Annotated in this window: 18 protein-coding genes and 1 tRNA gene; 17 read left to right on the top strand and 2 right to left on the bottom strand. The window is 36.8% G+C overall.

All coding sequences use genetic code 11. From position 1 onward, the window contains the following. Positions 1 to 498 precede the first annotated feature (498 nt). From pflA to CC92_RS0105090, 13 genes are all read left to right on the top strand, one after another. Complete coding sequence (gene pflA / locus CC92_RS0105160; protein ID WP_029504055.1) at positions 499 to 1,254, top strand: pyruvate formate-lyase-activating protein; 756 nt, start codon at positions 499 to 501, stop codon at positions 1,252 to 1,254. 79 nt (positions 1,255 to 1,333) lie between these two features. Beyond that, positions 1,334 to 2,998 (top strand): GspE/PulE family protein, encoded by a 1,665-nt coding sequence (locus CC92_RS0105155; protein ID WP_051650826.1) that lies wholly within the window; start codon positions 1,334 to 1,336, stop codon positions 2,996 to 2,998. Between the two features lie 49 nt (positions 2,999 to 3,047). Next, on the top strand, positions 3,048 to 4,103 hold the full coding sequence (locus tag CC92_RS0105150; RefSeq protein ID WP_029504059.1) for a type IV pilus twitching motility protein PilT: 1,056 nt from the start codon (positions 3,048 to 3,050) through the stop codon (positions 4,101 to 4,103). Positions 4,104 to 4,419: 316 nt separating this feature from the next. After that, positions 4,420 to 5,634, top strand: coding sequence for a type II secretion system F family protein (locus tag CC92_RS0105145; RefSeq protein ID WP_029504060.1), 1,215 nt, complete (start codon positions 4,420 to 4,422; stop codon positions 5,632 to 5,634). A gap of 285 nt (positions 5,635 to 5,919) precedes the next feature. Continuing rightward, positions 5,920 to 6,411, top strand: coding sequence for a prepilin-type N-terminal cleavage/methylation domain-containing protein (locus tag CC92_RS21450; protein ID WP_051650827.1), 492 nt, complete (start codon positions 5,920 to 5,922; stop codon positions 6,409 to 6,411). Between the two features lie 17 nt (positions 6,412 to 6,428). Then, a complete protein-coding gene (locus tag CC92_RS0105125; RefSeq protein ID WP_155998436.1) occupies positions 6,429 to 7,172 on the top strand; it encodes a prepilin peptidase in 744 nt (247 codons plus the stop codon). A 26-nt stretch (positions 7,173 to 7,198) separates the two neighbouring features. After that, positions 7,199 to 8,821, top strand: coding sequence for a pilus assembly protein PilM (gene pilM, locus CC92_RS0105120; RefSeq protein ID WP_029504064.1), 1,623 nt, complete (start codon positions 7,199 to 7,201; stop codon positions 8,819 to 8,821). Then, positions 8,814 to 9,485, top strand: a complete 672-nt coding sequence (locus tag CC92_RS0105115) for a hypothetical protein (RefSeq protein ID WP_029504065.1) — start codon at positions 8,814 to 8,816, stop codon at positions 9,483 to 9,485. The genes pilM and CC92_RS0105115 overlap by 8 nt, the downstream gene beginning before the upstream one ends. A 275-nt stretch (positions 9,486 to 9,760) precedes the next feature. Beyond that, on the top strand, positions 9,761 to 11,239 hold the full coding sequence (locus tag CC92_RS0105110; protein WP_162175521.1) for a type IV pilus modification PilV family protein: 1,479 nt from the start codon (positions 9,761 to 9,763) through the stop codon (positions 11,237 to 11,239). A 143-nt stretch (positions 11,240 to 11,382) separates the two neighbouring features. Next, positions 11,383 to 13,638 carry a polymer-forming cytoskeletal protein gene (locus CC92_RS0105105; RefSeq protein WP_029504067.1) on the top strand — a complete coding sequence of 752 codons (2,256 nt, stop codon included), beginning with the start codon at positions 11,383 to 11,385 and terminating at the stop codon, positions 13,636 to 13,638. Between the two features lie 124 nt (positions 13,639 to 13,762). Further along, positions 13,763 to 14,323 (top strand): prepilin-type N-terminal cleavage/methylation domain-containing protein, encoded by a 561-nt coding sequence (locus tag CC92_RS0105100; protein ID WP_029504068.1) that lies wholly within the window; start codon positions 13,763 to 13,765, stop codon positions 14,321 to 14,323. Position 14,324: 1 nt separating this feature from the next. Then, complete coding sequence (locus CC92_RS0105095; protein WP_029504070.1) at positions 14,325 to 14,909, top strand: PilW family protein; 585 nt, start codon at positions 14,325 to 14,327, stop codon at positions 14,907 to 14,909. A gap of 42 nt (positions 14,910 to 14,951) precedes the next feature. Next, entirely contained in the window at positions 14,952 to 19,211 is a 4,260-nt protein-coding gene (locus CC92_RS0105090; protein WP_029504071.1) for a DUF5057 domain-containing protein, read from the top strand. Between the two features lie 165 nt (positions 19,212 to 19,376). Here the strand turns inward: CC92_RS0105090 and CC92_RS0105085 are convergent, their stop codons facing one another. Next, positions 19,377 to 19,952: an N-acetylmuramoyl-L-alanine amidase family protein gene (locus tag CC92_RS0105085; RefSeq protein ID WP_029504072.1), complete on the bottom strand. Its 576-nt coding sequence runs from the start codon at positions 19,950 to 19,952 to the stop codon at positions 19,377 to 19,379. Positions 19,953 to 20,177: 225 nt separating this feature from the next. Here CC92_RS0105085 and iolB point away from each other — a divergent pair, with 225 nt between their 5' ends. From iolB to CC92_RS20740, 3 genes are all read left to right on the top strand, one after another. After that, a complete protein-coding gene (gene iolB, locus CC92_RS0105080) occupies positions 20,178 to 20,993 on the top strand; it encodes a 5-deoxy-glucuronate isomerase (RefSeq protein WP_029504074.1) in 816 nt (271 codons plus the stop codon). Positions 20,994 to 21,010: 17 nt separating this feature from the next. After that, entirely contained in the window at positions 21,011 to 21,352 is a 342-nt protein-coding gene (locus CC92_RS0105075) for a DsrE family protein (RefSeq protein ID WP_029504075.1), read from the top strand. Between the two features lie 594 nt (positions 21,353 to 21,946). Further along, positions 21,947 to 22,234 carry a hypothetical protein gene (locus tag CC92_RS20740; RefSeq protein ID WP_034218465.1) on the top strand — a complete coding sequence of 96 codons (288 nt, stop codon included), beginning with the start codon at positions 21,947 to 21,949 and terminating at the stop codon, positions 22,232 to 22,234. 379 nt (positions 22,235 to 22,613) lie between these two features. Here the strand turns inward: CC92_RS20740 and CC92_RS0105065 are convergent. Further along, positions 22,614 to 22,696 (bottom strand) — tRNA-Leu (locus tag CC92_RS0105065). A gap of 297 nt (positions 22,697 to 22,993) precedes the next feature. On the opposite strand from CC92_RS0105065, the gene CC92_RS20735 reads away from it, so the two are divergent. Then, positions 22,994 to 23,572: an anti-sigma factor family protein gene (locus tag CC92_RS20735; RefSeq protein ID WP_034218467.1), complete on the top strand. Its 579-nt coding sequence runs from the start codon at positions 22,994 to 22,996 to the stop codon at positions 23,570 to 23,572. Positions 23,573 to 23,604: the final 32 nt, after the last annotated feature.

Raw genomic sequence — 23,604 nt, 5'->3', positions numbered from 1 at the left:
CCAATCACTTTTAGGAAAATAAAATATGAAGTGAAGTCGATAGGAGTTTGCTACCGTTTTATTCATGACAAGTGAGACAGCTTGCTGGCTCAACTTAGGCATGGTGGTAGTGGGCTCCTATTGTTTCTATTATATGGTGTTATATAGAAAAGTTAAAATTATGGAGAGGCGTTTTAACTCGAAAAATAGCGATGAGATGTATATTTAGTCATTGACTTGAATTCCAATATTTGGTATATTATAGCTAGTCCAATATTACTAGTTTTGCATAAAAAAGGAGTAATATTGCCTTGCATTTTCTTGGTTTGTGTTGTAATTTCCTTGTAAAATGCGTTTCGACCAGTGATTTAGTTTTTTTTGCTGGCGAATCTTATGGGATTGGACTGACAGATTTTGTACCAAGGAAGTGTGACAAGAAATTCAAAGGTATTGATTGCAACCTATGAATTTCTACGGAGCGAAAAAGCTCCTATCCACACCGGAAGAAACGGAGGAAGTATGTTAGGAAAAGTCCATTCAACAGAATCATTTGGAACAGTAGACGGACCAGGAATACGTTTTGTCGTATTTTTGCAGGGATGTCCGATGAGGTGTAAGTACTGTCATAACCCGGATACTTGGGAAGTAAATGGAGGTACACTTCGTTCAGTAGATGATATTCTAAAGGAATATGATTCTTACAAGGAATTTTTAAAAGGCGGCGGGATTACAGTCACAGGTGGAGAGCCTTTACTACAGCTAGAGTTTGTTACTGAATTGTTTGAAGCGGCGAAGAAAAAGGGAATTCATACCTGTCTTGATACATCAGGGATTACATTTCGACCAGCGGATAAGGAAAAGTTTCAACCGTTATTAAAAGTAACAGACTTAGTTATGTTAGATATAAAACAGATAGATTCTATAAAGCATAAAGAGTTAACAGGACATGAGAATTCTAACATCTTAGAGTTTGCACGATTTCTGTCAGAGCAAAAGGTTACATTATGGATACGATTTGTCGCAGTACCAGGGCTAACCGATGAGCCTGCAGAATTAAGACAATTAGGAGAGTTTTTAGCAGAATTAACGTCCTTAAAAGCCTTAGATGTACTTCCTTATCATACGATGGGAAAAAGTAAGTATGAGGCAATGAATATGACATATCCCTTAGAGGGAGTACCAGATATGAACGTGGATGACGCAGTTAATATTCGAAATATTATCCTTAAGGCAAGAAAGGAAGCAATAAATAAGCAGAGGTCTACCTTAAGTTAGATGGGGAAGGATAGCTTTGGTAAAGCATACTACAACACAAGGGTTACTACACCGAAAAAGACGTTTAGGAGATTTGTTAATGGAGGAGGGAATCATTAACAACAAACAGCTTGAAAAAGCCTTGGAACGTCAGAAAAAGGAACAAAAGAAGTTAGGGACCATTTTAGTAGACATGGGTTTTACCACGGAGAGTGAGATAGCAAATGCCCTGGTAAAGCAGTTAGGTTTGGAACGAATTGAATTAGCTTCGATTCGTATAAAAGAAGAGGTATTAAACCTTATAACCGAGCCATCCATTTTAAAAAAGTATGTAATGCTGCCCTTTGCATTCGCAGAGGGCAGTGTCACGAAGCTGTTGGTTGCGATGGAGAATCCTTTGGATATGATAGCAATCGATGATTTATCGATTGTTACCAATACCCAGATTATCCCGGTTATTGCGACGAATCAGGAGATTATGGCTGCAATTGACCGCTATTATGGCAATGCAGAGGTACAGGCTGTCGCGAAACAATTTACAAAAGAAAAAGAAAGCCTGTATAAAGAACTAGAGAATGAGTTAAATACCAGTGTTAATAATGCACCGATTGTTATATTAGTCAGAACAATCATTGAACAAGCGGTAAGACAGCGAGCCAGTGATATACATATTGAACCACTGGAGGGGCATATTCGGGTACGTTACCGAGTGGATGGAGCCCTTCAGGAAGTGGGGGAATATCCAGATACCATGTTATCAGCAATAATAGCAAGGATAAAAATTATTGGAGGAATGGATATTTCAGAAAAGCGTAAACCTCAGGATGGACGTATTACGCAGGATGTAGATAAGGTGGAATATGATATCAGAGTTTCTATTCTGCCAACCGTTTATGGAGAAAAAATAGTAATGCGTTTGACTGCTAAGAACGCCCTTACAAGGGACAAGAGTCATCTTGGATTTACCAAAGATGAGTTACATAAGTTTAATAAGCTACTGGAAAACCCTCACGGAATGCTTCTCGTGACCGGACCGACCGGAAGCGGTAAATCAACCACGCTTTATACAGCTCTTAGCGAGCTCAATAAAGAAGATGTAAACATTATCACAGTAGAGGATCCTGTTGAGGCGAACATAAATGGTATAAATCAAGTACAAGTAAACACAAAGGCTGATTTAACCTTTGCAAGTGCATTGAGGTCAATTTTAAGACAAGATCCGGATATTATTATGATTGGAGAAATCAGGGATCAAGAAACAGCCTCGATAGCAGTGACAGCTTCCATAACAGGGCACCTCGTAGTTAGTACCTTACATACAAACTCTGCGGCAAGCTCGATTACACGACTTGTTGATATGGGCATCGAACCATATCTGCTAGCAGATGCAACGATTGGCGTAATTGCACAACGTTTAGTGAGACGCTTATGCAAATGTAAACGCCTAAGGAATCTATCCTCAACAGATTATCAACTTCTGGAACAAAAAGAAGGGGAGAAGTTTTCTGTTTTTGAATCATGTGGTTGTCCAAGCTGTAACGAAACTGGTTATTTAGGACGAATAGGCGTTTATGAAATCATGCCAATATCAAGTCGTATTAAGGCAATGATATCGAAAAACTGTACTGCAAAGGAATTACAGGAGGAAGCGCAAAAAGAAGGGATGTGTACTTTAAAGCAAAGTGTAAAACACTTGGTTCTTGAAGGTGTCACTTCACTTGAGGAGATGAGGCGGATTGCTTATAGCAATGACGAGGATTCCTAGTAAATAAGTTTACATAGATTAGTTTATCAATTGAGAGGTGATGATAACCATGGTAACCATTGATGAATTGTTACGACAATCCAAGGACAAAGGTGCCTCTGATTTACATATTACCGTAGGAATACCACCTAAGATACGGGTGCATGGGGAACTAAGAAATTTAGACTATCCGCGGATGCAGCCGATTGACACTGAAAATTTAGTAAAACCGCTCCTTAATGAACGAGTAAGGCAAGTGATGGAGGAGAAGGGGGAAGTTGATTTCGCTTATGCAATGCCTGGTGTTGGGAGATTTCGTGTTAATATCTTTCGGCAGAGAGGCTCCTATGCTTTGGTAATACGTCTGGTAGGAACTATCATTCCCAGTGCAGAAGAATTAGGTATTCCAAGTTCGGTGATTGAACTCACGGAAAAAAAGAGAGGGCTAATATTAGTGACTGGACCAACCGGGAGCGGTAAATCAACCACGTTAGCATCCTTAATCGATATTATCAATTCATCTTATAATACACACATCATAACTCTAGAAGACCCTATCGAATATCTACATAATCATAAAAAAGCAGTTGTGAATCAACGAGAAATTGGTCTTGATACCACAGGTTATGCACAAGCATTACGAGCTGCTCTCAGAGAAGATCCTGACGTAATTTTAGTTGGTGAGATGAGAGATTTAGATACCATCTCAATCGCTATCACTGCGGCAGAAACAGGACATCTTGTATTTTCCACATTACACACGACAGGTGCAGCAAATACCATCGATCGTATTATCGATGTATTTTCGCCACACCAACAACAGCAGATAAGAATTCAGCTAGCCTCGGTACTGGAATCGGTAATATCACAGCAATTAATTCCGAATCAGGAACAGACAGGGAGAGTTGCGGCCTTTGAGGTCATGCATGCCAATTCTTCGATAAAGAATTTGATTCGTGAAGCAAAAACACACCAGATTGATTCTATGATACAGACAAATAAAAAATATGGGATGCAAACAATGGACGATGCAATATATGATCTTTATTTGCACCGAAAAGTTGATGCAGAACATGCAATCCGTTATGCGTTAGATCCAAGGGCGCTGGAGAGAAAGTTATTTTAAGAAGTGGGAATTTATTGATTTAGTGTTTTAGTAGAAGATTACCATGGATCTTAGTAGCGAATTCATATCCATTAGTAAGGTAGGGGCTATCGAATAATATGTGATGGTAGAGATTTATTACTGATTTGAATAATAGGACTCCTATCAATTTAAATAATAGTATCCTTAATTACTCGCTATTATTTTAGTTATACGTAATTATTGATTGACTATTTTAAATATTAAAGAGTCAGGGTTAATAAAGAACCTCGAGTAGTTTTTTGAAGTTCTTTATATTAATCAGTGTTGTAGTTTAATAACACTAAGGAGGATAAGAATGTCAGAATTCTCTTATGTTGCTATTACTAAAGAAGGGAAAGAAAAAAAGGGGAAACTGGAAGCCTCAGATGAGACAAAGGTTCGTGTATCTCTTCGAGGAGAAGGACTTATTCCAATCACAGTAACAGAGTTAAACCTTTTAAATAAAGATATCAATATCACTATCGGGAGCCCGGTAAAGGTAAGGGAACTATCCGTATTTTGCAGGCAGTTTCAAAGTATTTTAAATGCCGGTGTAACGGTTGTGAATGCCTTAGATATGCTATCGACACAGACAGGAAACAAGATATTTCAAAGTGCCATTAAGGAAACAAAACAGTCTGTGGAACGGGGAGAAACTTTGGCAGAGGCGATGAGAAAATCTCCAAAAGTATTCCCGTCGCTATTAGTCAATATGGTAGAGGCTGGTGAAGCCTCAGGCAGTCTTGATAAAGCTTTCGGGCGAATGGCCTTACAATTCGAAAAAACAGCTAAATTAAAAGCACTGATGAAAAAAGCTATGATATATCCAGTAATGCTATTGTTCGTGGCAACCGCAGTATTAATTATCATGTCCGTGGTTGTTGTACCTCAATTTGCAAAGATGTTTACGGAGATGGGAAGTGAGCTTCCTTTTATTACAAAGTTTGTTATGAAGCTTAGTGATATGATCCGTTTTCGCTGGTATTTCATAGCTTTTATTATACTTATTGTAGTGGTGGGTGTGAAGGTATTTAATACATCGGAGGAGGGAAAGTTATTATTTGGTAAACTAAAGTTAAAGATACCGATTCTTGGTAGATTGCATGTAAAGAGTGCCAGCGCTAACTTTGCACGCACCTTAAGTACCTTAATTGGATCGGGGATATCGGTAACACAAGCATTGGAGATAACATCACGTTCCATGACTAACGTGTTATTTCAAAAGGTGCTTGAAAAAACCAAAGAAGAGGCAGAACGGGGTGTTTCCCTATCTGCTCCAATCGCCGCAAGCGGTTTATTTCCCCTGATGGTTTCACAGATGCTACGCATTGGAGAAGAAACCGGTAATATCGAAGGAATGTTAGATAAGGTAGCAGAGTATTACGAAGATGAAGTGGAGATAGCCACACAATCACTATCCACTTCCTTAGAACCAATTATCATCATTGTGATGGCGGTCATAATTGGTGTCATCGTAATGGCGATTTATATGCCAATGGTTAGCATGTATCAAGGGCTTGATAAGTTGTAGGGGAGAGATGGAAATTGAGGTTAAGAAGTGAATTTAAGAGAAGTAAAGTAAGTGGAGGTGAAGTAAAGAAATTAATTAAAGGGATGTTAATTAAAGGAAAGGGAATCGTTATACTTATGAGAATAAGGCTAGTTTGTGATTGACTGGGATCATACGAAGTGAGCATTACATAAGAGAAAAAATGGGATAAAGAAGAATGTTTAGCATGTTCGAAGAACAGAAGGACAATGGAATCTTCATGTACGAACAGCGGAAAATTGAAGAAAGAATGAAGGAGGATTTACCATGAAGTTGGTAAGTAAGAAGAGAAAGAATAATAAGGGATTTTCTTTGGTAGAATTAATTGTTGTAGTTTTAATTATTGCGATAATTGCAGTTGCGTTGGCTCCGCAGGTTATGAAGTGGGTGGGGACGGCAAGGGAAAATGTGGATGATAATAATATTGCGAATATAAAATCATCAGTTCAGATAGCGTTAGCAGACTTCGAAGTGCAGGGTGGGAAACTCGAGGAAATTGGGAATGTAACAATTACTTTTGATAAAACAGAGGGTACTGGGAATATTGAACCAATCATTGTAGCAACTAATAATGATATACCAGGTAGAGTTGACGATAAGATTAAGAATTTAAAAGAAATTATTATGGAGATTTTTGGAGGAAATTATCCAACTCCTAGCGATACGACTAAGAAGTATGAAATAAAAATTATACTTAAAATAAATAGTTCAGATACTGTAATATTAGATGGAATCAATGTAGTGGCTATCAATAAGTAAAAGAATAGTTGGTGTAAATGATGATAACCTACATCCTAATATTCCTCTACGGTATCAGCATCGGTAGCTTTCTCAATGTCTGCATCTACCGAATTCCAAGAAGAGAAAACATCGTAATCTCCAGATCTCACTGTAGAAAGTGTAATACCACACTAAAAGCAAGAGATTTAGTGCCGGTGTTTTCCTATCTCTTCTTAGGAGGTAAGTGCAGATATTGCAAGGAAAGAGTATCAATACAATACCCACTGGTAGAGCTTCTCAATGGAAGCTTGTGGGTGTTGACGTTTTTTTTAGTAGGGGACCCTATCAAAAGCATCATATATTGCCTGATGATTTCAGGGCTACTTGTCCTTAGTGTAATAGATTGGAGAACCTTTGAAATACCGTTTGGGATTAATGTTTATTTGTTTGTACTTGGAATAATTCGTGAGGTGGTGGAGGGAATTTCTATTTCCATCTTACTTGATTTTCTATTGGTCAGTGGTTTTCTTCTGTTTCTCTTTCTGATTACGAGAGGGAGAGGAATAGGAGGGGGCGATATTAAATTAATGGCAGCAGTAGGCCTAATCCTTGGATGGAAGCTTACGTTAGTGGCATTCTTTTTTGGCTGTTTGTATGGTTCGGTAATTCATATAATACGAATGAAAGTTAGTAAAGCAGAACATGTTCTTGCGATGGGACCATATTTATCAGCTGGTATTATTACTGCTGCATGGTTTGGAACAAAAATACTGGAGTGGTATACGGCGGGGTGGAACTGAATTTGACTTGCAGGAGGGGATTAGATTTGAGTAAAGTACTATGCATTGAGATTGGAAATACTTCTATTAAGGTATGTGAAACAGACCACAAAAAGAAACATCCCAAACTATATCAAACCTCGATTTGGGAAACTCCGGAGAAAATGTTTGAGGACGGATACATTCGGGACAAAAATGGATTTGCAGAGTTTGTAAAAGAACAAATGGCTAAGGAAGGATATCGACAAAAGAACATCATTTTTACAATCCAGTCCAATAAGATATTAACAAGAGAAGTAACGATACCGTTAGTGAAAGAAAATCGAATTGCTGCGGTTATGGCTGCGCAGGCGAATGAGTATTTTCCTAAAGATATCAAGGAATATATTGTTACCTATGTAATCCTAAATAAGAACCCAGAGAAAAAAGAAATCTCTTTGATGGCGTATGCTGCACCATCTAGTTTAATTAAGCATTATTATAGTCTTGCTGAATTAATGGGATTAAATATCATCGGGATAGACTTTATCGGTAACTCGAGTTATCAATGGTTTAAGAAGAAAGCAAACACAGACACAGAATTTGTGCTACAGATAAAAGAGGACGTTTCTTTCGTAACTATCATGCAAAATGGTATCCTTATGTTACAGCGTACGATTCCCTATGGTGGTAATGTGTTGTATCAACAGCTTCAGAATGTTAATAGCTATCGTTTTGACCAAAGTAAAGCAGCGGCTACCGTAATCCCTTTCTATAGCATGACAACCGATAGTGAGGGCATAGAAAAGGAGCCTGATCATATTGATATAGATGGCGATGATTTGTTGGAACATGCAATTGAAACACTAAGTTTATTTATTAATCAAGTAGAGCGTATCCTCGAGTATTATACTTCAAGATTGTCGCAAAGCCAAAAGCAGGAGAAAATAAAAAAAATATCACTGCTTGGTGGTGGTGCTGTAAAGTCAAAGATCAAGGAGTTTATAGAAAAAGAATTGCAGATTCCTGTTGTCTATTATGGAACTGAGATATCTATGAATGTTCATCAAGAGGTTATTACAGAACAGATGGAAACGTTTCTCGGATGTATTGGTGCTTCCTATGGGGCGATTAACTTTGTTCCGAAAGACTACATAGAATTGGCACAAAAGCGAGAGTTCTGGAAACTTTATTTGGGACTCTTACTGGCAGCTATATTAGCTGGCGGTGTTTTAGTGAATAGTGGTTATCTAAATTATCAAAAAGAGCGAAGCATAAAGAAAGAACTTGAAGTAAAAATAGCTCTATTAAGTGGATTGGAACCATTGCTACAAGAGAGAAATACCTTAAAGGAGGCAGAAGAAGCATTAGAAATCATGGATGCTTCCACCTATCGATCGAATGAAGAGTTAAATGATTTAATTCACTATCTAGAAGACAAGCTCCCAAGTAGTGCTGTCATTCAATCTTTCACATCAACGACCGAAGGGATTACTGCTAGTATAACCACGGATTCTAAGGAATCTGCTGCCAAGCTATTATTACAACTTCAAACGATACCTTATATTGCAGATGTAAAAATTGCAGGTATTACAGAAGTGACGAACGAGGAATTTGGCACGAAAGTTATTACATTTTCTGTTACTTGCATTTACCAAAATGTGAAAATAGGAGGTAGCACCAATGAATAAAATTTCAGAAAAACAGATTCGATTACTGATTCTTCTTGCCATTGTTTTAATTATATTCGGCTGCTATCGGTTTGGTTATTTAAGATATGAGGAACAAGCGGACTCTATAAGAGGAGAAAATGAGATTTTAAGTGAACGTGTAGACCAACTTACAGTGCTTGAGAGAAAAAAGGAGGACTATAAGAAGGATATAGAAACGTCCTTAGAAAATATAAAGAATATTACAAAGAGGTATGGTCCAAGGAATACACCAGAGAAAAGCCTTATATTTCTTGTTGACCTTGAGCAGAATGCAGGACTTGAAATTCCTAGTGTATCTTTTGGAGTGGATACAGAAATTTTCTACTCTACCGCGGTACCTTCCACAGATGGGTTAGGAGTATCTGTACTTAGTTGCCCCCTTAGTATCACTTACCGCACTACCTATGAAGGTTTCAAAGAATGCATGGATTATATCAATCAATACGAGGAACGCATGAATGTTGAGAATATAACAGCATCTTATGATGCAACAACGGGGAATCTAACGGGTACGATGGTGATTAACCTCTTTGCAATGAGCGGTACTGACAACCAATATCAAAAACCTGAAGTTTCTGGAATTACCATTGGAACAGACAATATATTTGGAACAGCGGAGATACCTATGTTACCAAGAAATTAATAAAGAATAAATTATTAGTAAGCTATAGGTACTATTTCTAGTAACGAAGAAGAAGCCACAAGGAGGACAGGCTTTCTTTGGAATGATTACATTCTTTGAGAGAATTAGGTTCTTTGAGATGATAAGATCCTTTAGATGATAAGGTTCTCTGATATGATAAGGTTCCTTAAGATGATAAGATTCCTTAAGATGATTAGATTCTTCTAGATGATAAGCTTCTTCTAGATGATAAGCTTCTTTGAGATAATAAGTTTATGCTTCAGAGTGGGGATAAGATGAGAAAATTAAGAAAAAACAATCGAGGATTTTCCCTGGTGGAAGTGATCGTTAGCATGGTAATTCTAGCGATTATTCTTATTCCTCTGTTAAGTCAATGGATTCTTTCTGCCAGAGTAAATCAAAAGACAAAGTATCGACAGTACGCGACTACTTTAGGGAAGAATATTATGGAGGGTATCAAAGCTTACTCCTTTGAAGAAGTGGCATTTCAGTTTCATGCGGTCAATGGCAGAGAATTTTGTATAGTGCCAACTGAAAATCTAGTTAATCAAGTATCTGGTATTGGATTTTCACAAACGGATCAAGATTACCAGGTTTTATCACGAAATAACCCCTCACAACTTGATGAGTTAACAATTTGTGATGAAAATGGCGATGGTTCTTATGAAGTGCAAAACCTTGCTGGGAAAAAATATTATTATCTTATCAAAGGCGTAAAAGAAGGAAGTGCCGTATTTGACGTTAGAATTTCCTATGATGCCAATGGATACCAAGGAAATTCTTCCGAAATAAGTGAGGGAGAGTTTTTAGTAGAGCAAAACCAATTCAAGGCTCCTAATTTAACAGAGCTAGATCATACTAAAACAGCATTAATCAATCCGTTAGGTGCTACTGTGCAATATGTGACTACTCCGGAGGGTGGGTATCAATATGATACAGTGACAGATAGTTATGGTATAAAGGAAAATATTACGTATGATCAAAGAGTTGTACATACGTTTTTTGAGAGACATAAAGAATATATTGAAACAAAGTGGCTGGAGGAATGTGAGAGAATCGGACAAGAGAATCGTAAGTTAAATGAGGAAGCCAAAAAGAATGGATTACCAACTCCAGTACCAGTTGCTACACCAGTTCTCCCTAATCCAATTGCGCAAGAGCAAATAAAGCAAAAGATATCGAGAACCACAATTATACAAGTTAAAAAACAGGGAGAAGCAGAAAGTGTAACCTGCTATTATGAGTACACTTTTCATGATGCTATAGGGATACTGCGTGATTCTTTTGATGACGCTACCATAGATAAGAAACGCTATACTGGATTTTTTCCGGAGATTTCATTTGATCAGTTAGATAGCATTTACTTGTTTCATATCCCCTTAATACAAGGAGAATGGTATTCGGAACTATCAGATTGTGTAGTGGTTGAGATAGACCCATTACTGACCCTACGTGATAAATTAAAAGTTTTTATTGCAGAACAAGCTTTAGAAAATCGATTTCTTCCTACCGAGCAAATTAAGGTGGCGGTCGAAGGCTCTTCCTGGGTAGATTTTTATTATAAAAATGATTTTGATACAACGAAGACATTAACATCGTTTCAATCCTATCCTTTCTTAGATGAAAATAACATTTCATCGTTAGTAGAGTATGAGAAGGAAAAGGAGAGGATTTATTCGATTACGATACAGGTTTTAGAAAAGGATAGCGAGGAAGTATTATACACTTTAAGTTCTACAAGCGCGAATCCTTAAGTCAACAAGGTAGGTTATATATTAATTATATAGTATGGTACTGGCAGATCAAATACTGTATAGCTACTAGGATATTCTATAGAATGTTATAAAACAGCAGTTGCATACTACTTAAATTAGTTGAAATACTCGGAGGGGATAGGGTGCAGTCAAGAAAAGGTAGGAAAAATAAGAATCACAGTTTTAGACTTAGAAGGAATCAGCAGGGAGCTTCGCTGATTCTTGTTCTTCTATGTATGACATTTCTTGGTATCTTGGCGACCATTTTGCTAACGGCAACGATGACAAATTATAGAATGAAATTAGTGGACGCTAAGACAAAGGGTAATTTCTACACTGCAGAAAGTGCAGTGGATGAATTAAAGATTGGATTAGAAGAGCTATCAGAACATAGTCTACAGAAGGCCTATGCTTATATGTTGCAAAAATATTCGGTGACACCGGAATCAGAGCGACCGAATCTATTGCTTCGTAAATTCGTAGCTAATCTTTATGAAGAACTAGCAGAAGATACCAAGGAAAATCAATCAAAACTAAAAGAGTTGGGAATTCTTCAAAGGTATCTTATCAGTAATACGATGGATAAGGTTACTTTTCTAAATTCAGAAGATATTATAGTGGTTCGTAACTACTCGGATTATTCGGTTACGCTTAAGGGGGTATCCCTTTGCTATAAGAATGGAGAAGGATTTGAATCAATAATAACTACAGATTTAAGAATTACTTCCACCTATCCGATTCGCTTGATTGGTGCAGTTAACTATAACGGAATTTATTATACGGATTATGGAATTATAGCAGATGGCTTTCTTAAAAAAGAGGAAAGCGGAGAGGCGATTCTACTTGGAAATGTTTATGCCGGTGAGGGAATTACCGTTAAAAATAGCGAAGCAGTGTTACGCTTACAATCCAATCGAATTATTAGCAGAGGGAATCTTACTGTACTCGATCGGGGAAAGATGATTGTATCTCCTCTGATTGGAGATGATGGAGAGTTTCAAAATTCCATTTGGGCAAAGAACCTAATCACGATGAATACGATGGATTATACTGCAAGTACATATGAACCTACAACATATTTTGACGTATCCGCCAATGTTTATGTTTTGGACGACCTTACGATGAATGCAAGAAAAGGTAATGTCATGTTAAAGGGTACCTACTACGGATTCCACACTAATAATGCAACACTTACGGAAACAAAAGGAACGCCGGGAGGTAGTAGCTCCATTAGTGTGAATGCTTCGGAAGCATCTCTTGATATGCGAGAGGTGTCTAAGGTATGGATTGCTGGTAAGTCTTACTTATCCATACCGAAAACCTATGGATTTACTTCAGATGCTGGAGGAATGACACCAGTATTGTCAGGTGAATCCATATCTTTCAAAGGAAATCAAATTGCTTATTTGGTTCCAGGAGATTGTATTCTTGGAATTGGACATAATCCGATGACAGAAACAGAGTATGGGAACCTAAAGCTTAATAAACCTGGGTTTGGAGTGGATATGTCTGTCAATGGTAAAAAAGGTGGAATTTTATTAGAAGATTATCTTGATTCTAGTATGCCTTACCAGTCAATTGTAGTGCAGTACCAAAATTCTAGCGGGGTTACTCATCACATGGTATACCTATATCTGAATTTTCGAAACTCCAATGCTGCAAGTGATTATTTTGCAAAATATATAGAGAAAAATCAAGCAAAGTTAGAAAATCTTGCATCTTCAATGAAGTTAGGAAGTATGAGCCTTAAAAAGGGTGGTGAATTTTTAGGGATAAGAAATACTGGTAATGTATTGTCCTATGATACTGGTACTCTATCGAATAAAGCCCGTTCTGATGAACTGGGATATCAGATTGATTCCAAAGATGAGTATCTAGAAAGGTATGAAGACATCTATAGTGGTAAATATAATGGACTAATCAGTTGCCTTGATGAGAACAACAATACAGTAACCGTTACAGATTCCTTAGCAGAGCGCTTAATCTACTATAAATCAGATGATGGGAAGGGCATCCTTGGGATTGAGGAAATGGCACGGGAGCTTGGAGTAGATAAGGTATATGAAAAAGAATCAGTTGGAGCAAAAACAGATTACATCTTAGTAACCAATAGCTCTGGTGAAACCGTTATTTCCGGTTATGACCATCAAGGGATCATAGTAGCCTCTGGAGATGTGAGAATACAAAACGCTACATTTACGGGGATGATTATAACAAAAGGTAATGTAATCCTTGGACCGGGTGGGCATGTTACTGCTAATTTAGAATATAGTAAGAATTTAATAGAACAAGACGAACAGCTTCGTTACTTTTTTAAAGATTATAGTAATGAGGAGGGCATAACAGGAACGTTTGGAAAGACTATTTTAATTGAACTTAAGAACTGGAAGAAGGAATAGAGAAGAAAGATTTTTTATAGCTTGAGTAGAGTTTATAGGTAATAATTACTACAGTATTTAACATCAAAAAATGAAGTATGATGAAATAACAACGATATAATGTGGGAAAGGATGCCTAAGTACAATGATTACCATAACAAAGTGTGGTACAAGAAAAAGAACAAGAAACCTGCATGGAAACAGTATTATAGGGAATCAGGCATTTACGCTAATAGAAGTACTTGTGACTGTCATTATCATTGGTATTGTAGCAGGTATTTCTTTACTCGGGTTTCATTATATGAATAATATCAATGCTTTCAAATGTGCGAAACAGCTCTCGGTCATTCTTGACAAAACGCGGATGGAATCCATGGGTATGGTGAAGGACTCCATATTCTTGCGTGTTGTAAAAGATGATAATTCTTATTACTCTATCACTTATCGTACTGTGACAGAAGGTGAGATTACCACAGAGATAGAACTTGATAAAGTTAAGTTGGGCAGCGATGCACTTACTATTTGTTATATCAAGGACGGGATGGAGGAGGTAGTTACGAAAGGGCAACCGCTTACCATTCAATTTACGAAGGATTCTGGTTCTATCAAAGGGGAAATATCTGAGATAAAAATAGTTGGAAGAAAGACAAGCAAAATCTTATTGGTGAAGGAAACTGGGCGAAATTATCTGAAGCAGGAGGGATAGGATGCATGATGTGATATCAGATCATCGAGGATTAACACTAATTGAAGTAATTGTTTCACTACTGATAGCTTCTCTTGTCCTTCTTGCAGTGACCGGTTTTCTTATGGTAAGTACTAGAACCTATCGTACCAATAGTATGGAAACCTCCTTACAGATGGAGTCACAGATTGCACTCAATCAGATTGACGACCTTCTCATGAAAGCAAGTTTCTATGAATGGGTTAACGATATAGTAATAGATGGAGTAGCATATCCTGTACTTGGGATGAAAGCTATGGAGGAAACAAAGGGTGGAGCGATAGAGTATTATTATGCAGTGATTCATGATACGGTACATAAACAATTAAGATTTCGCAAGGTGAAGAAGGAGGAGGTAGGCGAGAGCAGTTTCCAACAGTCTCTAAAGCATATCGTAGAAGAGGAACTAAAAGGGACTCCGTCCTTGTTAGCCAATTATGTGAGTAGTCTATGGGTGTCTCCAGCTACAAACAAGAAGGAGAATCTTGTGACAGTTTCGATATTATTAGAACTTGATGGTAGGACCTTTTCCAGCTTTTCAAGCATAAGCATGCGCAATCGTAATTAGAGCGAACTGTCAGATATCTTAATTAAGAAAGGAGGGAAGAAGGTGAAAAATAAAATACTAATTGTCAGCATTCTCATAGGAATCATTGCTGTCCTATTCCTTGGCAGCAGGTTTGGAAAAGAGAAGAAGAGTACTGCCGCGGTTGTTTCAGACGATGGGAAAATTGAGATACCGGTAAGGAATTCGGATAGCCCGCTCGGAGCAGAAGACAATCCTTTTATAATACTTGAGATTGTCCCCTATGAAGGGTATGCAGAAATAGGCTATCTTATTGGTGGACAGGAACCAGTGAATATAAAAAGAGTAGGTTTCGGGCCTTTTGGCGGAACAATAGGGTCAACGAATGCTATTACTGGGGTTGGCCAGAATGTAGAAACCTTTTTTCCATCCAAAGATATGATAGAGATTGCAAAACCATCACATTATACGAAAGATCAATATGGATATTATGAAAGAGTTGGGAAAGGAAAGGGTGACTATAAGCAAGTCGATGTAACTTACGATAAGGCCGGAAAAATTCTTACAGCAAATTATCAAAAAGTTGAGAATGGCTTAGGAGATTATCTATGGGTTGGTTATGAAAATGGAATTACTCACTCTGAAACCACGAATCACAATGCGGATAAGGTATTCACAACGAAAAAGAGCGAATTATATCAGGCTTATGTATATACCTATACGAATCGTAATGTCTTTTTAAAGCAATGCCTATTATTAACTGAGGAACAGATACCAGATTACCATATTAAAGTTATTACAGTAACAGCAGCTCAAATCAATAATAATCTATCCTTGATCGATAGAGCAGATTTAATCTATATCACAGATAAGAACCACAATGGTTATGGCTTTATTCATATGTGGAATAGTATAGAATATCGAAGAAACGACATGTTTTCCTATGGTGAAGTGTTACCAGATAATTTGGAATATAATAATCAGATAAGGTTTTTATCCCCAGGTAGGGATTTCTCTTGGGAGGCAGTTGTTCGGATACTAAAAAAGAAACTGGGAGTGGATTTGCCAGAAGGAGAATACTCCTGCCCGGTTATCTATGATACCAGTAGTCTAACCAGTAATATAACTACAGAACCTGTCACCATAGAGAAGAAAATGAAGGATCAAAAGACAACCTATCTGGTAAATAATGTACAGGGAAGCAGCAACAATGCATACAAATTAGGATTAATGCTACGCCAAATGGATACATATGATTTATACGAGCTTTATTTTAAAACGGGAATGATAACAACAACTACCAGAGACGATGGAATGACGACAGGCAAATTTAATGAGTTGATTATTCCAAATGGAGCCAAAAAGGATTTTGATGGTGACCCTTACCCGACCCTCTTCTGGGCAGCAGACACCTTATATCCTTATCATCTTGTTAACTATGACCATAATGTGAATCATCTTTTGGAAGATCTAAACGAGCTTGGTTATCGATGGAATGATTTTGGTGGTAACAATACGGAAGTAGAGGATAATACCTATATATACAATGGGGATACTAGCCTTAATATGAGCTTTACAACAGCGAGTGTCTCTTATGAAACTCACACGAAAGAAGCTTTTGATTACTTTTTCCCGACGCTGTCAATAGAGCAAAAGAAAACAAAGACCTTAACCCCAGCCCAGATTGTACAGTTTCTATTGGTTCGCAATACGATAGGGAGAGAGTTTGACCGTGATATTAGGATATTAGAGATAGAACCATGTAACGATTTTAAATCGGACTTGCAATGGGAAAGTTATATTTATGGTCTATTACCTGGTTTTAAACATCAAGTTATTGTTGATAAGCAAACCACCAAAGAATTTATTGGAAAAGTAGAAGATTTGAATGGTACTTATGACCTGATTTATCTTGGGTTGCGTGATGCTGCGTTAGGGCAAGCTTCTTTTCGTGATACCACCATGCGTAATTTAATATACATGCATGTAGGGGACTTGGTTATGTTAAAACAGGTGGCGGAGGGGCATAATTTGGTGAGTTGGGACACCACCGTAAAGGATAACCCATTTCCTGTTCATCTTGCCGGTAACGATATTACGAAGAGACGTAAAGAAGAGCTTCTTTCCTATGCAAGAGCTGGTTATCCAATTATTCTGCAGGATGCTTTTTTCAGCAATATAAATGAAGTAAATAAAACGACAGTGGACACAGCCTCTTTTATGTATCAGCTTGTAGATACCCTTAAGAAGGATTCAAGATATAATCTTTCACTTTTCCTGGAAGATAAGGTCAGTGTCACTGCCTTTGAAGCAAAATTACGAAAGAACTTTATTACAATAGCTATGAGTAAACAACCGATTACATACAAGGATAAGATAACAAAAGCGGAGCAAGGAGATATTATCAGCGACGCAGAGATTTATGTAAATGGTGCAGATAGAACAAATAAAACGTTAACTTATGAATTTATAATACGGGATATGAGTGTGGGGGAACGATACGGACTTTCATTCTATCTGGATTTAAATTCAGACGGATATTTTGATCCGGCAATCGAACGTCAGCAGATCGAAAATATTATCAGCAAGGAGGATAATAGATTAGTTAAGGCAAACGCATTAAAGGAAAACACAAGTTATGTGTTAAGTCTTGATGTCTCCACGTTTCAGGGAGTATTACCTTGGAAGCTTAGCATTGAGCGTTTAGAAAGTGATTTGTCATACTCTGGGATACGAAGAGATATCACAGGTATGGCGGCTATAAAGAATACGAACGAAAAAAAGGTGGAGTTAAAGATACTGCAATTATATAGCAAGAATCGTCTTAGTATAGCACTGCCGACGGAGGAAGATATTAATAAATCGGGAGCAGATAGCTTTCATACAGAGGAAGAAACTAAGGAAATAGGAGTAGAGGGCTTAAAGAAAAAGATTATTAATTCCTTTGTCGGTAATGTCACGATAGATGACCTAACCTTTTCTGAAAAAAATAATAATGCGAATCTAGCGAGAGCAACCGGATTATTCTATTACTACACAAAGGATTTAGAGGATTATCAGATTACTTTTGAGAGGATTTCAGTAGAAAGATTTGTTGAGCTTTGTAATCAAGATTCAAGTGCTATTGATATCAGTGGTTATGATATGTTGATTATTGGCTTTGCAGATATGTGTACTGATTTATCAGGGGATACCGCTACGAATAAGATAAAGGATTTTGCAAATCAAAGGAAAACCATTCTCTTTACCCATGATACTACCTTTGTTACCTCAACGCATAAAACTACAAGTGCATTTAAAGAGATATTAGGTATGGATCGCTTTGGTATGATGTTAAAAAGAGATGGGATGGCAATCGAAGATATTGTTGTAAATAAAGACTTACCTTATATTCCGAATAAACAGCAAATTGCTAATGGCAGCAATGTCTTTTTTAAGCAGTTATATGGGTATACCGATCAGACTGCACTTCGTTTTGCTTCAGCAAATCCAATTGATTTAAGAGAGTTAACGACAAAATATGTAACCAAAGTAAATGATGGTCAGATTACTTCTTATCCATATGCGATTGATGAAACTGTAATGGTTGCACCAACGCACCATCAGTATTTTCAATTGGATATGGAAAACCCGGATATTGTTGTATGGTATTGCTTAAAAACAGATTTAAACAATACCTCAAGAGAAGCTTATGAAAAGAATGATGTAAGGAATGGATATTATATCTACAGTAAGGGCAATATTACTTATTCGGGTGCAGGACATATGTTAACCGCTGCTTTATTTGGCGAAATGCCAGATATGGAGGTCAAATTATTTGTAAATACTATCGTAGCTGCCTATCGGTCAACTCCGGCTGTTTCCAAGATTATCATTAATAACGAAGACAAGACAAGTTCGGATGGAATTGTTGATTATCTGTATGTGGATTATGATACCAGTAATACCGAAAATGCGATAGGTAATGGAATAGAAGTAAAAGAAGGAAAACAGACAAAACGGCTTTTGTTCACCTTACTAGATGACAGTGTGTTCACGAATAAGAAAACGATACTTACCTATACCTTGATGCAGTTTGATAATAAAGAGGAAGTCATTGAAAGTCAGACGCTACCACTTGTTACAAGAGAAGTAAGTACGGATAGGCAAGTTGAACAGAATGCAGTAGTTGCGAATACTCCTTATTACATCAATGTACCGTTGGATTTTTTAAAGAGTGGTAAGGGTGGGTACATGGGGGTTAAGATTGATTTGACTTTAAACTATGGCTCAAATTCTGAGTACACGTTGAAAAATAGCAAAGATGTTATCTTCCTTCGAAGAGCATTGTTTGACTTGGATTAAGGGTATAATCATAGCGTAATGAAAAGAAAACCGAAGTGATGATTAGTGGCATCACTTCGGTTTTTAGCACATGAAAACATGCCAGCTTATTACTCCAGAAGTTTGTGCCGAGGATGACGCAAGCACAAACTTCTATGAGATAGAAATCTACGATTTCTATCTCACTTATTCCATTGGTTGGAATCCAAAATAATTCAAGATACCAAGGTAAATTCCATAAGCAAAAGTATACTGTTCATTTTGAAGAAGCAGATTATCCTCGTAATTAGTGATATAAGCTAGTTCCACAAGAATAGATGGCATCTGTGTACGACGTAACACGTATAAGGATGGATTTGCTCTTACTCCATTGTATTTTGTCCCTACAGTTTCTACCATAAATTCAAGTACCGATTCTGCAAAATTTGCAGCTTCCGTGTAAAGGGCATAGACATAAACCTCGGAACCGTTTATTGCTGGATTAACGTTCGCATTGCAATGGATACTGATAAAATAATCTGCAGGCCAAGAGTTTGCCATTTGTACTCTTGTTCTTAAACTTGTTGCATTACTAGTTCCAAGAATTTCGTCAATCGTTTGGCGTGAGGTACGAGCATCAAATCTGGGATCATCATTTAGTAGGTCTCTCAAATAAATTCCTACATTAAAGGTAATATCCTGTTCATTGACTCCAAAACCGGTTGCTCCGCCGTTGATACCACCCGGATTGTGGCCTTGATCGATAAATATTTTAATAGCCATAAGAACTCACAGTTTGCGTTTTACTATATCATATTCAATTAAGGACGAATTGATATACAAAATTTAAAATATACTACAAAGTTGAAGGCATTTGGTACTATAAAGTGAAAGAAGTTAATGAAAGGAAGTAAATATAGATGAACTTGATTATTTTATGAAAAAGTATACAATAGAAGTAACATGATACATGTAATTAATAGGTAAAAAACATAATCAGGAGGCATTATGAAGCACTTTTATGAGAAAAAAGAAGTAAGAGGGTACCAAACTATTGTAGATGAAGATGCGGGTTTAGATATCATAGGATTTGATAGAATAAATTTACTCCCGGGGGAAACTATCACTGTTGATTCCGGTGAATACGAATTAGGTCTTGTCATTCTTGCTGGAACTTGTGATATTATTGCGGAAGATTTTAAGGCTTTTGATAAGGGAAGTAGAAATAATGTTTTTGCTGGAAAACCTACTACCATCTACATTGGCAGAGATACCACGTATTCTGTGAGTGCAAAAGGATATTTGGCATTAGAAATCGGAGTATGTAAGGTAAAAGCGGACAAGAAATATGAGCCATTTGTGATAGAGGCAGACGAGGTAGTTACTGAACATCGTGGAAAACTTAACTGGCAGAGAGATGTAAATGACATTATTACCTCAAAATATGAAGGAAGAGTAGATAAAATTGTTTTAGGAGAAACTTATGGCTGCCCAGGACAGTGGTCTTCCTATCCTTCCCATAAGCATGATACTGATAATTTTCCATTTGAAGTGAATATGGAAGAGATATATCATTTTAAAGTGAATCCTTCCCAAGGGTTTGGAATTCAAGTTATGTATAACGATGATTTTTCACTAAATGAAAGCTATCTTGTACGAAACGATGATACGATTGCGATTAAGGAGGGATATCATCCAGTTGCAGCAGCGCCTGGTTATTCTATCTACTATTTATGGGTAATGGCAGGAAGAAGCGGTAGAAAACTGACTCCATGTGATGATCCGAAACATGCATGGGTAAAAGCCGTGGAGGCAATGGTATAAGATGAGAGGAATTCCAGATGAAAAAAGTAATCTTTCATGTTGATGAAAATAGTAAATTTGACCTATCATATGCTAACATTAAAAATATGCTGGCATATTATAAAGAATTACAGATGCCTGTTACGATTGAGCTTCTACTAAATGCTGAAGCAGTTAATCTCGTAACTATTAATTCAGACAAAAAAGAGTTATTAAAAGAATTGTTATCGGGGCAAGTTATTGTTGCCGTATGTAATAATGCATTAAAAAAATATAGATTATCATCAGATAATTTAGAACAAGGTGTAACAATTGTTCCTGCGGGTGTTGTTGAACTTGCAGAAAAGCAATTCAATGGATATGCTTATATTAAACCTTGATTTTATAGTTAAAGGAAGGTAGAGGAATTTGAATTACTCTACCTTCTTTTTTATAGTAATTGACTAATCCACTAAGAGTATCCCCCTGCCTAAATCGATATGGATGCTATTATCGATATGAATATAAGCAGTTACTGCGGTGATATTCTTATTAAAGAAGTGAAAATATCTCTCAAAGATTGAAGCAATAAAAAAGGCTCACCTTATTAGGTGAGCCGAAGGAATCTAATATCTGATTAGTTACAAGAACTGAAACCGCAATACTTTAATAATTGTTTACATAATTCACTAAAATTGCAAGAACTAAAATCGAAATTGAAACACATAATTCATATCCTCCTTTTGAGTTACTGTTTTTAGGAACAATTAAATAGTAACACATATGTAACAAATATGTAATATTTAAAAAGAGGAAGTTAAGAGATAACATGGGAATAAAGGAACTAATAATAGATTGACAAATAAAAGTAAGGAGTTCCAGGATAGAAAAATCGATTGATTTGGAATATATTTGTTTCTCATTAGTAGCGCAAATCTAACATTGGCATATATTAAAGTATAATAAATGTTAATTAACATGGTATTAGGAGTATTATGGATAATTTTAAAGATTTTGATTTAGCGATTGAACGTGACGATAGGAGAGAAAATTTTGACGGAAGAAGAGATTTTGATAGAAGAAGAGAAGACAGAAGAGAAGAAAGACGAGAAGACAGAAGAGAAGAAAGACGAGAAGACAGAAGAAATGATATGGACATGAGAGATGAATTCCATAGAAGAATGGACTTTGATCGAAGACATGATATGGAAAGAAGAGAAGAGTTTGACAGAAGACATGATTTTGATAGAAGATTTCCATTTTGGTGGTTGCTTTTCCGCTAAGTGAATAATGGTATACAACTACCAACCATAAGTGAATTCAGTTCATAAGACTTCTTGTCCAATAATAGGGGGGCATTTTACAGTTGGTAGTTTTTAATTCATGACAAGGAAAAGTTCGCAAAGCGTGCTTTTTCTTGTTTACAACAAGGGAAAAAATTCCAATCATACTTTTCTTGTTGAATAGCTTAGTATAAAAACTTATGATGTTAGTGATATGAAAAACAGCCCTATGGGTGGAGGGTGAGAAATGTAATCTGTTAGAGTCTCAATAGAGAGGCTCTTTTTTTGTAATAGAAGAGGAAATATAAAATGGAGGAGAAATGAAAAAAGAACCTCTCAACTTCAATAAAATTAGAAGTTGTTAAGTTCTTAAGTTTACTGCATCAGGTGGGATTTGAACCCACACGAGGTTGCCCCCGACGGATTTTGAGTCCGTTGCGTCTGCCGTTCCGCCACTAATGCAAACTATTGAATTGAAGTTCAATCACTCTAAGTCACCGACTTAGCGAAGATTATTCTATCACATTGCTGGGTAGAATGCAAGTATAAATTGAATAAATTGTTGTAAAAAATGAAAAATCTAGAGGAAAACTACAAGAGATGGGGCTGTTTTGTTTCTAACGTGTGTAGTAATCTGCAGTAACCACCCTAGGTTAAAGTTTGCATTTTACGAAAAATCAGTGTAGAATAGGAATATATTTTTAGGAAGCAGTTGGCATTCTAAAAGAGCTTAGTAATGTAGAGAGAGGAGATAAGGTCATGGATTGCCTGAATGCGCAAAGATTAATAACACCATTCATAAAAGATGAGCTTAGCATGACCGAATTAGAAGGATTCCTTGCTCATGTAAAAGAATGTCCGGAGTGTAGAGAAGAATTAGAGGTATACTACGCCTTATTGACCGCAATTAAACTATTAGATGAAGATAAGGAAATGTCGAATAATTTTACGGAGGATTTGAATCTTAAAATCCGTAATTGTGAAGAACATATTCGAAGAAATAAGTTAAATAAAGTAAAACGGAGAATTGAATTTGTGTTTGTCATGATTGGAGTAATCATTGTCTCTAGTTTATCGATTCGTAAACTGTCAGAAATTCCTGTGGCTCCGACAAAACCTCCATATGTACTGAGATACTCAGGAATTCCAAGAAGATATGACCCGATGTTTCGAATTCGTACGGAGTATGATACGATGGCGAAAGAATACGTAAAGAAAGTAAAAGCAGGTAGACTTGAATTTTATCGGAAGAATCGAGAAGAATACGAGGTAGTACGTCCGATATTTGTACGTCAGCGTGAGCAAAAAGAATTAGAGGATAAAGAGAGTTCTCACTAGAGTATCATAAGGATTAGTAGGGCGCGAAAGCG

Origin of the sequence: Lachnoclostridium phytofermentans (genome assembly GCF_000733755.1) — a bacterium.
Lineage (GTDB): Bacteria > Bacillota > Clostridia > Lachnospirales > Lachnospiraceae > Lachnoclostridium > Lachnoclostridium phytofermentans_A.
Note: the sequence above shows the minus strand (reverse complement) of the source record. Positions and strands in the feature narration are given on the sequence as shown.